Below are 12,077 nucleotides of genomic sequence, written 5' to 3'. Positions count from 1 at the left end.
CCGCTACGGTGAGCGTATGCCGAAAGCGTTGCGGGATGCGCTGCGGGGAGAGTCGTTGGTGCTGTGCCTGGCATTGCAGAACGCGCGCACACCCGATGTTCCTGCCATCGCGGCGGCATGCGGGTACGACGCCGTCTATGTCGATCTCGAACACACATCCACCTCGCTGGAAACGGCGCAGTTGCTCTGCGTGAGCGCGCTGGGCGCGGGTATCGCCGGACTGGTTCGGGTACCGTCCCACGACCCGAGCATCATCGCCCGAGTCTTGGACATCGGTGCCGTCGGAGTCATTGTGCCGCATGTAAATTCGAGTATTGAAGCCGAAGCGGTCGTCCGTGCCGCACGTTTTCCTCCCAATGGGCACCGATCGATCTCCGGTCCCAACGCAGTCAGCGGATACGCGCCGAGGGCGGCCGACCAACTGGTCGAAGTGCTGGAGCGGCAGACGGTCGTTGCGGTGATGATCGAAACGCCCGCGGGCGTCGAGGCCTGCGACTCGATTGCCGGGGTCGACGGAATCGACATGATCCTGCTCGGACCCAGTGATCTCACCGCCGAAATGGGCATTCATGGGCAGTATGAGAATGATCATTTCCACCATGCAGTAGAATCGGTCGCAGCGGCTTGTCGTACGCACGGCGTGGCGCTCGGTGTGGCCGGAATCAAGTCTCTTGACCTGCTGAAACGCTTTGTAGGACTGGGATTGCGATTCATCTCGGCGGGAACGGATGTCGGGATGATGACAGAAGCAGCCACCGCCCGGGCGCGGGCGCTGCGCGAACTCGAGGGCCGCAGCAACGATTGACTCACAGGAGGACCGGATGCCGACCGCCATCTACACCGAACCAGTCGCCGACTCAATGGCCTGGACCGGCGCCGACTTCACCAGCAAGGAGGATTTTGCCTTCGACCTGTCCTCCCGCAATGTGGCTGCACTGGAATCGATCCTGGCCAAGACCGCACACAAGGATCGGGACGACATCACGCCTGAGGACGCACGGCATCCTGACCTCGACGAGGATCTGGCGCGACTCTATCGAGAGATCATGTTCGGCAGGGGCCTTGCGTGCGTGCGCGGCTTTCCCGTCGAGCAGCACTCGATCGAAGACTTGGAGCGTATCTACTGGGCGTTTTGTACTCATCTGGGCTACCTGGTGTCCAACAACTCCTTCGGCCACCGCATGGTGCGGGTCCAAGAGGAGGTGCTGCCCGGCGGGGTGCAGCCCGCCAGGGGCACCAAGTCACGAGCGGAATTGGCGATGCACAACGATGCCGCCGACATCCTTTCGTTGCTGTGCGTCTACCCGGCCGCCGAGGGTGGCGAGAGCCAATTCGCGAGCGGCCCTGCTGCGCACAACCGGATACTCGCCGAGCGCCCCGATCTGTTAGGCGTGCTTTACCAAGGGTTTCCGCATCACCGCCGCAGCGAGCAACCCGACGACCAGCCCGACGTGACGCCCTACGATGTGCCGGTGTTCTCGCAAATCGATGGACGGATCTGCATCAATTTCACCTACAGCAGCATCCTGCCGGCCATGAAGACGCTCGGCCGCGAGTTCACTGAAGAACAAGCCGAGGCCATCGAATTGCTGCGCACCATCCTGGTCGAACAGCAGGTCGAATTCCGACTCGAGTCCGGCGAGGCGGCCGTCGCAAACAATTTCGCAATGTGCCATTCGAGGTCCGATTTCGTCAGCAGCACCGACCCGAAGAAGTCGCGTTGCTTCCTGCGGGCCTGGATGGAGGTGCCCCGCAAGGACCGCCGACTGCCCATCGGACGCGAGTATTTCCACATGGAGAACAAGGACCTTCGGCTGGGCTACGACCCGGTGCCTGGCCGCGACGGGACCATAGCGCGCAACGACTACAAGAACGTCGACGCGGCGCTGGCCGACATGTTCAAAGCGGCTCAGGCGAAACCAAACATCAAGCGATGACCGTTCGTCCGCGACTGGTCTACGAACGGTGGACCGATCCGGTGGCCGGTGACATCCTCGAACGGGCCGACATTGACGTGGTCAGACTCGAGCTCGACGAGCCCGCCGAAAAGAGCTGGGCGGTGCTGGAATCCGCGCATGGTTACCAGGTTGCGACCCGCACCGACGTCGCCCCGTACGCCGACGGCGTGCAATGGCTGGCGGGCCCCGGCCTGATCAAGCGATGCGAACAGCTTCTGGCGGTGTGCTCCGCGGGTGCCGGCTACGATGTGATCAACGTCGAGGCATGCACCCGAGCAGGAATCGCGGTGTGCAACAACTCCGGTCCGGGAGCGGAGGCGGTCGCGGAACACGCGCTCGGGTTCATGCTGGACCTGGCCAAGAAGATCACTGTTGCCGATCGGTCTCTTCGTGGTGGACCGCTGGAAGACCGGATGGCGCTGCGGGGCACCCAGTTGCTTGGCAAGACGCTCGGGGTCGTCGGACTCGGTGCCATCGGAAGTCGCTTGGTGCAGCTGTGCGCGCCGTTCGGAATGGAAGTCCTCGCGTTTGATCCGTACGTCGATGCGGCGATGGCCGAGAGCCGCGGAGCGAGGTTGGTGACCCTCGCTGAATTGTTGACACGGTCGGACTTTGTTCAGGTGACGTGCCCGCTGACCGCCGAAACGCGAGGGTTGTTCGGCCGCGAGCAATTCGCGGCGATGAAGCCGACGGCGTACTTCATCACCACCGCTCGCGGTCTTGTGCACGATGAGCAAGCACTCTTGGAGGTTTTGATCGACGGGGGAATCGCGGGCGCGGGTCTGGATGTGTTCCACGAAGAGCCGCCCCGGCAGGACAATCCACTGTTGCGACTGGCCAACGTGGTCGCCACACCGCATACCGCGGGCATCACCGTCGAGGCGGCGCACGATCTCGCGGTTGCCACCGCCACCCAATGGCAGACCATCTTTGCCGGCGGAATGCCGCCGCGCCTGTTGAACCCCGATGTCTGGCCCCGGTACTGTGATCGATTCCACGAGATTTTTGGCGTTCGCCCGACCGCCCGCGCCAATCAGACGACCCCACAGACGAATTGAGAACAGGTACACACGTGACGGATTACGACACCATCGAAGTCGAGGTTCGCGATAGGACGGCGTGTGTGACCCTGAAGCGGCCCGAGGTCCTCAATGCGATCAATGACGAGATGATCGCCGAGCTCACGGTCGCATACGCGGAAATCGAGCGTTCACAGGACATTTGGACGATGATCGTGACGGGTGCCGGCCGTGCGTTGTGCGTGGGCGCCGACGTTAACAAGGCCGCCGACCATGACATGGAGAACGCCGCGGGCATCGACAATCAGGGCGAACCGATCCTGAGTTCGATGCGACAGTGGGATGCCCCCCAGGAGGCGACGCCGCCCTGGCTGCAGATGACCAAGCCCATCATCTGCGCGGTGAACGGAATCGCCTGCGGGGCGGGCATGGACCTCGTCACGACGGCCGACATCACCGTTGCCTCCGAGCGCGCGACATTGATGGATCCGCATGTGAGCATCGGAGTGTCATCGGGGCGCGAGGCGGTACGGCTGGCCCGGATCCTGCCGCTGCCTGTCGCGATGCGGCTGGTGCTCATGGGAAAGCATGAGAGCCTGGACGCGCAGCGTGCCTACGAGTTGGGGATTTTCACCGAGGTCGTCCCGCACGATCAGCTCATGGACCGGGCCTGGGAGATCGCGGATGTGGTGAACTCCAATGCACCACTGGCGGTGCGAGGTTCGCGCATGGGGGTCCGAAAGGGATTGTCGTTGCCCATCTATGAGGCCGAGCTGCTCGCCGAGAACTACCGCATGAAGGTCGCCCTGACCAAGGACGCCATCGAAGGGCCGCGCGCCTTCCTGGAGAAACGCAAGCCGAACTGGCAAGCCAGGTAGGCGGGGCGTGCGCGCGCTGACGCCGTGCCCCCTCGCCCTCGCCCTCGCCCTTGGCCTCGGCGAGATTGCCGTGAGGGCTGTGGTGGGGGGCCGAAGCACGACCATGGCGGCAATGTCGACGACGCGAGGGCAGCCCGACGGCGCGTTGCGCCGCGCATCCTCGGCGAGATTGCGGTGGGGGTTGTGGTGGAGGGCCGAAGCACGACCATGGCGGCAATCTCGACGACGCGAGGACGACGCGAGGACGACGCGAGGACGACGCGAGGACGACGCGAGGACGACGCGAGGACGACGCGAGGACACCCCCGAGGACGAATGCGCGCTAGAGGATTCCGAAGAACTTCTTTGCGTTGGTAGACAGCACCTTACGCTTGGTCTCCTCGTCGAGGTTTTCCGTCGCCTTGTTGGCGACCTCCAGGCTTCTCGGCCAATTGGTGTCGTTGTGTGGGTAGTCGGTCTCGAACATGAGCTGGTCTGGCCCGACCAGGTCGAGTATGCGGAACGCGACCGGGTCGCCGAAGGTGGAGAAGTACACCCGGCCGGGCACCTGGTTGCTCGGTGGTTCGGTCAGCAGGGGATGGATGCCGCCCCACGCCCGACGGTCCTCCCACACCTCGTCGACACGCTGCAGGTAGTAGGGGATCCAACCCGCTTGCGCCTCGGCGAAGGCGATCTTGAGCTTCGGGAACTGAATGAGCTTGGCGGAGAACAGCCAGTCGACCAGGGCGATGGTGCAGTTGACGGCCATCAGTGCGCTCGTAACGACGTGGGGAGAGTCGGGTGAGGACTTGGTGAGCGACGAACTCGACCCGATGTGCAGCATGATGCCGACATTGTTGCGTTCGCAGGCGGCGAAGAACGGATCCCAGTAGCCGCTGTGGATGGACGGCAGGTCGAGACGGGAAGGCAGTTCGGAGAAGCACACGGCCGGCATGCCTTTGGCGGCTACCCGCTCTACCTCCTTCGCGGCCAGTTCGACGTCCCAGAGCGGAATGATGCCAAGCGGGATAAGGCGGCCGTCGGAGTCGCCGCCCCACTCGTCGATCTGGAAGTCGTTGTAAGCCTGCACGCAGAGCAGCGCGAGTTCCTTGTCCTTGCCATATAAGAAGCGCTGGCCACAAAACCGAACCAGGGTGTTGGGGAAGCACGCCGAAGCCTCGATGCCGGCAATATCCATGTCAGCGAGGCGGTCTTTGGGGCGGAAGCATCCCGGGCGCATCTCGTCGTAGGTGATCGGGTCGGTGGTCAGTTCGTCGAGTTCGTAACCGGCAGCGGCACTGATCAGCGGGATTGGGATGACCGCGTCTTCGTAGTGCCAGATGTCGGCGTCGCGACCATTCTCGTCTTCGACGAATGCAACGTCGGTGGTGACGGTTGGATCCATACGCCCCCGCATGCGAACGATCCGCGGCCCGACGTCCCGATAGCGCACGGGCAACCGACTGGTCCACAGATCCGCCGGCTCGACCAGGTGGTCGTCCGGCGAGACGATCAGAATGTCTGCGCTCAACGCTGCACTCCTTAACGGACGGCCGGCGGCTTCAAGAAGTGAGGCCCCGATTTCCACAAAATGAGAATGACCGTTTCCACGGTACCGCATCGACCCACTCCAGCGCCCCCGGGCGCTTGCATAGTGGCGGTCGTTGATCAACATGCACGTGTAGGTGGCGAGCAGACACCGACGACGTACGCGTATTCTTAGTGCATCATGGCTGCGAAAAAGGGTGCCGGGGGTGACCCGGAGGCGAGTTTGGAAATTGTCGACTCCGAAGTCGTCGAACCAACGAGCACGTGGCAAGAGCGCACGATCGAGCGGCGTCTGAGTTCCGCGAGAGCGCGCGCTCTCGCGCGCAGTTCGCGGTTCCTCGCGACGGCACTGGAGTTGGTGGAGGAGTCGGGCAAGGCGGACTTCACCATCCAGACTCTCATCGACCGGTCGAACCTCAGCCTGCGCGCCTTCTATCAACATTTCGCCGGCAAGGAAGAACTGCTGCTGGCGCTGTACGAGAACGTCACCAGTCAATTCACCGAAAACATCCGGCAAGAAGTCGCCGCGGCGGACGGCCCGATGGAGCAGTTGGAAGCGTTCTGCCGCGGCGTGCTGTATCGCGCCGAGTCATCGGAATCGGTAGGCGGCCGAGTGATGACCATCTACAACCTCAGCCTGGAGATCGAGCGACCCGCCGACTTCGCCAAGGTGTGGGAGCCGCACCTGAAGCTGTTGACCAAGATCCTCACCGATTGCGCACGTGCGGGATTGGTCCGCACCGATCTCACGCCTGCACAACTGACCACGTTGTTGAACACCACCCTCACCGCGCTGGCTCAGATCGGCGTTTTCCATCTGGGCGGCAAGGGATCCAAGCTGACGGAAGACCAGCTGTGGGCTTGGTGCAAACAGGCCATCAGCCCGCCCGCGGATCAGCCGAAGCCTAAGGCGGCGAAGAAGACAACTTCGCGAACCTCGTCGACACGCCGGGTCCGCAAGCTAACGGGGTAGTCCGAGACCGCGTTGCGCGATGATGGTGCGTTGCACCTCACTGGTGCCCGCATAGATCGTGGTGCCGAGGGCGAAGCGCAGCATGTGCTCGAATCGTCCCCGCTCGGGTGCAGAAGGCTCCAAATAGCTGCGCAGTCCGTCCGGGCCAACCAGTTCGACGATGTCTTGACTGGCGCGTTCGAGGGACTCGGTGCTGAACACCTTCGACATCGGGCCCTCGGCCACCGGCATCTGACCCTGTTCGACCATCCACACGCACCGTCGCTGCAGCAGCATCGACACCTCGTATTCCATGGCGATTCTGGCTAGCCGTCGCCGGACATCGGCGGTGTCGATGGGTCGCGAGCCGTCGGCGGCCGGTGAGTCGGCCCAGTGCTCCGCATGGTGCAGCAACCGGCCGAGGTGGGGGCCCCAGCCGGAGGCGTGTTCGTCCTGCAACGACAGGGCGATGACTCGCCATCCTTCGTCGACCTCGCCGATTCGCCATTCATCGCTGATCCGGACGTCGGTGTAAAAGGTGACGTTGGTGCGTTCGCCGGATAGCGTCCAGACAGCTTGTGCTTCAAATCCTTTAGTGTTCAGCGGCACCAGAAACATGGTGAGACCCTGGTGCTTCGGCCGGTGCGGGTTCGTGCGCGCCAGCAGGAATACGTAATCGGCGATGTGGCCGTTGGTGGTGAACATCTTGCTGCCGTTGATCACCCAGTCGTCGCCGTCACGGACCGCCTTGGTGGTTGCCGCAGCAACGTCGGATCCGCATTCTGGTTCGGTGAAGCCGAGGGCAATGGTGATATCACCCTTCATCGCACCTTTGAGAATGCGATCCTTCATGGTCGGGCTTCCGACCGCACGGATGATCGAGGCCACCATGCGCGTGGTCTCGGACAGATACATGGGCGCGTCGAACCGCATGAGTTCCTCTTTGACCACCTGCGCATCCCACGCACCGCGGTCCTGCCCACCGAACTCGGCTGGCCAGTCCGGAGCAAAATACCCCTTGGCGACAAGCCCTTTCGCAAACTCGTCATCATGGGCGACGCCGCTTCGGTAGACGCGTTCCTCGAATTCGGGCGACAACACCGCCCGCAGATGCGCGCGCACTTGCGCCCGGTAGGCCTCGGCGTCCGGGTCGAGCTGAAAATGCATGGGAGCGTGCCAATCTCTGTCAACCGGAAGACCGGAGCGGGTAGGTCACCTTACGGCCGGTGGCGCGATAATGTTACTCTCGCTTTTTGAGAGCGAGTATATCCGCAAGGTTAGGGCGGGCAGACGTGGACTTGAGCCTCACCGGGGAACAGCGTCAGTTGGTGGAATCGTTCGCCGCACTGTTCGCGCGGGAGTCGGGTTCGGAGCGCGTCCGCTCGGCCGAACCGCTCGGCTTCGACGCCCAGTTGTGGAAGGCGTTGCGGGAGACCGGTGTCGTGGAGATGGCGGTTGACGACGATGCCGGGGGGTGGGGCGCATCGGAACTCGAGCTGGCCTTGATCACCGAACAGTTCGGCCGCGCGGTGGCGTCGGCTCCGCTCATCGAGGCACAGGTTGCCGCTCGACTGCTGGCGGCGAGTGGCCAGATCGGCACCCGGCTGCTCGATCGGGTGCTGTCGGGAGATCAACTGGTCACGTTCGCGCCGCGCGCTGGCCAGGGCGCTCGGCTGGAACTGGTCCCCGCCGGATCCGTTGCCGATTATGTGGTGGCGTTGGTGGACGGGCGGCTGCTTGCGGTTCCGCTCGCAGCGGGCCGTCGGGCGGTGTCCAACCTCGGATCAATGCCGTTGGCGGACATTGTGATTGAGGGCAGCTACGACATTCTTGCCGAAGGCCCGCGCGCGATCGAGCTTTTCGCCGGCGGGCTGGACCTGTGGTTGGCGTTGACCGCGGTGGCGCTGACGGGCGCGGCAAAGAAGGCCGTCGAACTTGCGGTCGATTACGCCAAGCAGCGCCACGCCTTCGGGACTCCCATCGGCGCTTTCCAGGCGGTCGCGCACCCACTGGCGGACAGCGCGACCGCCGTAGACGGGGCGCGACTGCTCGGGCTCAGGGCGGCGTGCGCCTTCGTCGATGAGCCTGATCGCGCGCGCGAGTTGGCCGCAATGGCATTCGCGTTCGCCTATGAGACGGCACGCGACGCGACCCGCCGTAGCCTGCACTTCCACGGAGGCTACGGATTCGGAATGGAGTGCGACGTGCAGCTGTACTATCGCCGAGTTCGTGGCTGGGCATTGGTCTACGGTGATCCGGGCGTCGCCTTGGATCGCGTTGCCGACGCCCGCTACGGAGCCGTCGTGGGCTGATCGCGGGTCGAAGGGAAGCGCATGCAGGATGCTCAGCGTAAGCCACGGGTAATCCTCTGGGGCCCTGGGCAAGTTGGCGTCGGCGCGCTCCGGGGCATCATCGCCCACCCGGGGCTGGAGCTGGCCGGCGTCGTCGTTCACTCCGAGGCGAAGGATGGGAAGGACGCAGGCGACCTGTGCGGGATGCCGGCGACCGGCGTCATCGCCACTCGAGACATCGATGACGCGCTTTCGATCGACGCCGACGTGGTCGCTTACTTCGCTTCCGGTGACTACCGCTATCGCGAGGCCGCGCAGGACATCGCACGCTGCCTGCGCGCCGGTAAGCACGTGGTGTCTACCTCCCTGGTTCCCATGTGCTACCCGCCCGCCGCCGACAAGGAAACCGTCGAGCTGTTGGAGGCAGCGTGCCGGGAGGGCAATACCAGCTTCTTCAACAGTGGCGTTGACCCGGGTTGGGCGAATGACGTCATCGCGCTGACTATGACCGGCTTCAGCAGTCGCGTCGACAAGATCACCATGCTCGAGATACTCGACTACGCGCCGATCAACCAGCCCGACATCATGTTCGACTTTATGGGATTCGGGCACACGCCGGATCATCCGGCGCCGCTGTTCGACACCGAACGCCTCACGGCGCTGTGGGGGCCTATTGTTCATTTGGTCGCCGACGGTGTCGGACTGCGGCTAGATCGAGTCGCGACCACGATCGAGAAGTGGCTCGCCACAGCGCGTTACGAGGTGGCATCGGGCTGGGTCGAGCCGGGAACCATGGGCGGCATGCGGTTCAAGCTCGCGGGCATCGTCGACGGCGAGGAACGGGTTGTGCTCGAACACATCACGCGGATGGGCCAGGATGCGGCACCGGATTGGCCGAGGCATCCGTCGCCGCTCGGGGGTTACCGCGTCATCGTGGACGGTCTACCCACCTACACGGTCGACATCGAGATGCACGGGCGCGGAAGCAACATGCGTGGCCTCACCTACGCAACCGTGATGCGCGAGCTCAACGCGATTCCCGCGGTCATGGCCGCACCGCCTGGCCTCTTGTCAACGTTGGACCTCCCATTGGTCACGGGACCTGTGCGTGGCGGGACGTGGCGGGGCGTATTGCCGGGGACGACACCGGCATGAGCGCGGCCGCACAACCGCCGCTCGACGTCTGGGAAACCATGCGCACCGCGACCACGGTGCGGCGGTATCGGGACGAACCGGTTTCCGACGCAGTGCTGGAACGATGTCTGCTCGCGGCTAGCTGGGCTCCGTCCGGTGCGAATCAGCAGCCATGGAAGTTCGTCGTGTTGCGGTCGGCGGAGGCTCGCGCTGTTGTGACGGACGGGGCGGCGCGGACCTGGGATGCGTTGATTGACTTTTACAACATTTCGCTGCCCGAGGACGGCGCTGCCGATAAGAAGTCTCGGGCGCTGCGGACCATGGCCGAGCACACCCGGATCGGAGGTGGTGCGCCGGCACTTGTCGTGTTCTGTATCCGGCCGCAGGAGGGAACTGACGAACTCCAGCAGGGCGGTTCGATCTTTCCCGCTGTGCAGAACTTTCTGCTCGCGGCGCGAGCCCAGGGCCTGGGCGCGGCAATCACACTCTGGCATTACTCGTGTGAGACGGAGTTACGGGCTGTGGCAGGCATACCCGACGAATGGCAGATCGCGGCGCTGCTCACGGTGGGCTGGCCGAAGGGTCGACATCACCCGGTGCGGCGCAAGCCGTTGTCCGAGGTGGTGGTGATCGATAACTGGAATACGCCGTGGCAGGCAAGATCTGGCGGATAGGGAGTTCGTCGCGCTGCCGTAGGCTCGACGGTCATGACGGACCGTCCGAACATCTCGCTCTATCTGCGAAGCTTTAGCGACCAACCGAACCAGGATTGGAACGCGACCCTGCAGACGGCGCTCGCCATGGATGCCGCCGGTGTCGACCGGGTGGTGGTGTCCGACCACGTAGTATTCGGAGAGAATCTCGGCGCCTACAGCGACCCCGCCGTGGGGGGAACGGCGGGTGGCAGGCAGCCGACCGGCCCGGACGGCGACTGGCTGGAGCCGCTGATTTTTCTGACCGCCGTGGCCGCGATCACCAGCAACATCAGACTTGGTACCGGCGTGCTGCTCGCGGCGCTACGACGGCCCGCCGTGCTGGCCAAGCAGGTGGCGACCATCGATGTGTTGTCGGGTGGACGCGTCGACCTTGGTGTCGGGATCGGTTGGCAGCGTGAGGAATACGAGGCCGCCGGGTTGCCGTTCGAGCGGCGCGGGCGGTTACTGGACCACACGCTGGAGGTGTGCCAGACCTTGTGGACGCAGCAACGTGCCTCCTACAGTTCGGCCGAATTGTCCTTCGACGGAATTCACCAGATGCCCAAACCGGTGCAGCCGGGTGGCGTTCCCATCTGGGTGAGCGGCACGGTCAACCCCGCCGTCGCCCGGCGGCTGAGCCGTTTCGGGCAGCGCTGGATCCCGTGGGGCCCGGCGATCAGTGATCTCAAGGGCGCCATCCCGGCCATGAAGCAGGCGATCGCCGATGTCGGTGGCGATCCAAGTGGGTTGCGGGTCCAGGCATCCGCCGCGTTGGTGAAGGGCGCGGACCGTTCGATCGACGTGCGGGCCACCGTTGCAGCGGTCCCGCAGATCTTGGCGGACGGAGGCTCGAACATCCACGACATCCGTTTCGGTGGAAGCCTTCCCAGCAACCCCGAGCAGGCGGCCGAGGTGTTGTCCGAGTTGGTCAGCGCGTTCCGCGCGGTCACCGATTGACCGCGGCGCGGCTAGAAGCGCGTCACTCGTAGCGGTCGATCACATCCCCACGACGAGGTTGCTGAATTGCGGGCAATAGGTCCGCACGGAGATGGCCACATACGCGTTCGCGACGCCCGCATACGTGGGATTGGCCGATTGAAAGTCGGTGACGACGGATTGCACGGTGCTGCCGGCGCTGATGTTCTGGCACACCGTTTTGCCGTTGAGCACAGCCTCTTTCGGGTTGGAGAACGAAATGCCGCGGTCGTTGAGCGACTGGATGTACTCCTCATCCTGAGCGGGCGTGGACGTGATCGATTCGGCGATCAGTGGCGAAGTTGTCGCCGATGCCGTTGAACTAGGCGGCGCCTTGGACGTCGTGGTTTTCTTGGTGGACAGCAGCAAGCTCGCCACAATGATCACCGTTGCCAACCCGACACCGATGAGCAGGAGCGCTGCCGCTCTACTCCACACCGTGCTCCACGATTGGGTTGCGGTCTCGGGTTCGCCCTGCACTTCGGCTGATTCGCCGGCTGGTCTGCGCGGGGGCGGCGGCGGCGCCCGGAAGTCGTTCTCGCTCGACCACGCAAGTCCGGCGGATTCGTCGGGAGAGGGGCTGGGCACACCGCCGGTCTCGTGTCTCGGCGGGACGCCGTCGGCCATGAGCCCCATGGTAGCCAGCCG

General features: G+C 64.2%; 12 protein-coding genes. 9 read left to right on the top strand and 3 right to left on the bottom strand.

Going from position 1 to position 12,077, the window contains the following annotated elements; translation table 11 throughout:
- Window positions 1–16 precede the first annotated feature (16 nt).
- The 4 genes from BST27_RS05915 to BST27_RS05900 are packed head-to-tail and all read left to right on the top strand — an operon-like array spanning window position 17 to window position 3,855.
- Window positions 17–805, top strand: coding sequence for an HpcH/HpaI aldolase family protein (locus BST27_RS05915; RefSeq protein ID WP_069420217.1), 789 nt, complete (start codon window positions 17–19; stop codon window positions 803–805).
- A gap of 16 nt (window positions 806–821) precedes the next feature.
- Window positions 822–1,937, top strand: coding sequence for a TauD/TfdA family dioxygenase (locus tag BST27_RS05910; protein ID WP_069420216.1), 1,116 nt, complete (start codon window positions 822–824; stop codon window positions 1,935–1,937).
- On the top strand, window positions 1,934–3,016 hold the full coding sequence (locus BST27_RS05905) for a hydroxyacid dehydrogenase (RefSeq protein ID WP_069420215.1): 1,083 nt from the start codon (window positions 1,934–1,936) through the stop codon (window positions 3,014–3,016). The genes BST27_RS05910 and BST27_RS05905 overlap by 4 nt, the downstream gene beginning before the upstream one ends.
- Window positions 3,017–3,030: 14 nt before the next feature.
- Window positions 3,031–3,855, top strand: coding sequence for an enoyl-CoA hydratase/isomerase family protein (locus tag BST27_RS05900; protein ID WP_069420214.1), 825 nt, complete (start codon window positions 3,031–3,033; stop codon window positions 3,853–3,855).
- A 322-nt stretch (window positions 3,856–4,177) separates the two neighbouring features.
- Here the strand turns inward: BST27_RS05900 and BST27_RS05895 are convergent, their stop codons facing one another.
- Complete coding sequence (locus tag BST27_RS05895; RefSeq protein WP_069421942.1) at window positions 4,178–5,365, bottom strand: amidohydrolase family protein; 1,188 nt, start codon at window positions 5,363–5,365, stop codon at window positions 4,178–4,180.
- Window positions 5,366–5,563: 198 nt separating this feature from the next.
- Between BST27_RS05895 and BST27_RS05890 the strand changes: the two genes are divergently transcribed.
- A complete protein-coding gene (locus tag BST27_RS05890) occupies window positions 5,564–6,355 on the top strand; it encodes a TetR/AcrR family transcriptional regulator (protein ID WP_069421943.1) in 792 nt (263 codons plus the stop codon).
- Here the strand turns inward: BST27_RS05890 and BST27_RS05885 are convergent.
- Window positions 6,344–7,501, bottom strand: a complete 1,158-nt coding sequence (locus BST27_RS05885; RefSeq protein WP_069421944.1) for an acyl-CoA dehydrogenase family protein — start codon at window positions 7,499–7,501, stop codon at window positions 6,344–6,346. The two genes, BST27_RS05890 and BST27_RS05885, sit on opposite strands and share 12 nt — an antisense overlap.
- A 125-nt stretch (window positions 7,502–7,626) precedes the next feature.
- On the opposite strand from BST27_RS05885, the gene BST27_RS05880 reads away from it, so the two are divergent.
- The 4 genes from BST27_RS05880 to BST27_RS05865 are packed head-to-tail and all read left to right on the top strand — an operon-like array spanning window position 7,627 to window position 11,411.
- The gene (locus tag BST27_RS05880; protein WP_069421945.1) at window positions 7,627–8,646 is read left to right on the top strand and encodes an acyl-CoA dehydrogenase family protein; all 1,020 of its coding nucleotides are present in this window, start codon (window positions 7,627–7,629) and stop codon (window positions 8,644–8,646) included.
- Window positions 8,647–8,667: 21 nt separating this feature from the next.
- Window positions 8,668–9,780 carry an NAD(P)H-dependent amine dehydrogenase family protein gene (locus BST27_RS05875; protein ID WP_069421946.1) on the top strand — a complete coding sequence of 371 codons (1,113 nt, stop codon included), beginning with the start codon at window positions 8,668–8,670 and terminating at the stop codon, window positions 9,778–9,780.
- Entirely contained in the window at window positions 9,777–10,433 is a 657-nt protein-coding gene (locus BST27_RS05870; protein WP_372515553.1) for a nitroreductase family protein, read from the top strand. Before BST27_RS05875 ends, BST27_RS05870 begins: the two co-directional genes overlap by 4 nt.
- Window positions 10,434–10,466: 33 nt before the next feature.
- Window positions 10,467–11,411, top strand: a complete 945-nt coding sequence (locus BST27_RS05865; RefSeq protein WP_069421947.1) for a TIGR03619 family F420-dependent LLM class oxidoreductase — start codon at window positions 10,467–10,469, stop codon at window positions 11,409–11,411.
- Window positions 11,412–11,450: 39 nt separating this feature from the next.
- Here the strand turns inward: BST27_RS05865 and BST27_RS05860 are convergent, their stop codons facing one another.
- Entirely contained in the window at window positions 11,451–12,056 is a 606-nt protein-coding gene (locus BST27_RS05860) for a DUF732 domain-containing protein (RefSeq protein ID WP_170062274.1), read from the bottom strand.
- Window positions 12,057–12,077 lie beyond the last annotated feature (21 nt).

Source organism: Mycobacterium intermedium (assembly GCF_002086275.1).
GTDB lineage: Bacteria > Actinomycetota > Actinomycetes > Mycobacteriales > Mycobacteriaceae > Mycobacterium > Mycobacterium intermedium.
The sequence above is the reverse complement of the archived record's forward strand: the minus strand, read 5'-3'. Positions and strand labels throughout refer to the sequence as shown.